The sequence below is a fragment of the Oleiphilus sp. HI0125 genome (genome assembly GCF_001635355.1).
In genome coordinates this window covers 1-1,119 of the sequence record NZ_LWGF01001300.1, presented here as the reverse complement: position 1 = coordinate 1,119, position 1,119 = coordinate 1, and the positions used below count along the sequence as shown (strand labels likewise).

The window sequence follows — 1,119 nt, the reverse complement described above, 5'->3', positions numbered from 1 at the left end:
ACAGGTACTGTGCACGACCTTGAGTCCATCGAAACCAATATGGATGGCGAAGGTCCACAGATGAAAAGAGAAGAACGCGAAGATGTTGTAAATGGTCAAGACGATGTGGATGACCTTTTATCAAGCTTAGGGTTTTAGGAAGAATACAAAGGGGTTAGTGAATGAGCTTTGAGCCAGATGAAGAGATCTTGCAGGACTTTCTTGTTGAGTCTGGTGAGATTCTTGAGCAGTTATCTGAACAGCTCGTTGAACTAGAACAAAACCCTGAAGACCTAGATCTTCTCAATGCAATATTCCGTGGCTTTCATACCGTTAAAGGTGGGGCAGGGTTTCTTCAGTTAGAGGCCTTGGTCGATTGCTGTCATATTGCTGAAAATGTGTTTGATGTCTTGCGTAACGGTAAGAGAACCGTAGACGCCGAATTAATGGATGTGGTGCTTCGTGCACTTGATTCCGTTAATGTCATGTTTGATGAGGTTCGTTCTGGCGAACAACCGAGTCCTGCAGAACCTTCGCTATTAAAAGATTTAGAGCGCTTTGCATGTGAACAAGGCGCGGAGCCGGTGGCAGAGGAAGTACCTGAAGCTGCTCCGAATGAGCCAGCTCCACAAACTCCTTCAACAGATCAGCAAACAGCTGAAGAAGCAGCAAAAATCGTTGACCAGATCGCTTCAGCTGAGGGCGACATTACAGACGATGAATTTGAGATGTTGTTGGACGCGCTTGATGGCCCAACTTCAGCTCCAGCTCAAGAGACACCCGCCTCAACAAATGATGCTGCTCCATCACAAGATGCGCCTCCAGCAGGTGATTCTGATATTTCTGATGAAGAATTTGAAAGCCTCATAGGTGAGCTGCAAGAGCATAAAGTCGCGGATGCTCCAAGTGAGTCTCCGATTCCTTCTGAGCCAAAAGCAAATACGGCATCAGATGCTAGTGCTTCTGATGAAATCACCGATGACGAATTCGAAAAACTTCTTGATGAGCTTCATGGCGAAGGGAAGTTTGATCCTGCGAGCTCAGCAGCTTCTGATACTCCCGCAGCGAGTGCTGAACCTGAAAAACCTGAGACCAAAGAATCTGAGGCTTCTATATCATCAAATTCGGACATGATTACTG

2 protein-coding genes are annotated in these 1,119 nt (G+C 46.4%); both read left to right on the top strand.

Features of this window, described 5'->3' with window-relative positions; genetic code table 11:
- Positions 1-39 precede the first annotated feature (39 nt).
- Positions 40-138, top strand: a complete 99-nt coding sequence (locus tag A3762_RS28520) for a protein phosphatase CheZ (protein WP_255375077.1) — start codon at positions 40-42, stop codon at positions 136-138.
- Positions 139-161: 23 nt separating this feature from the next.
- Positions 162-1,119, top strand: a 958-nt coding sequence (locus A3762_RS22455) for an Hpt domain-containing protein (protein WP_197469501.1), incomplete at its 3' end; no start/stop codon positions are given.

Bases quoted from the DNA above. Each gene is read 5' to 3' on its own strand.
- A3762_RS28520 (WP_255375077.1), top strand. From the start codon at position 40: ATGGATGGCGAAGGTCCACAGATGAAAAGAGAAGAACGCGAAGATGTT.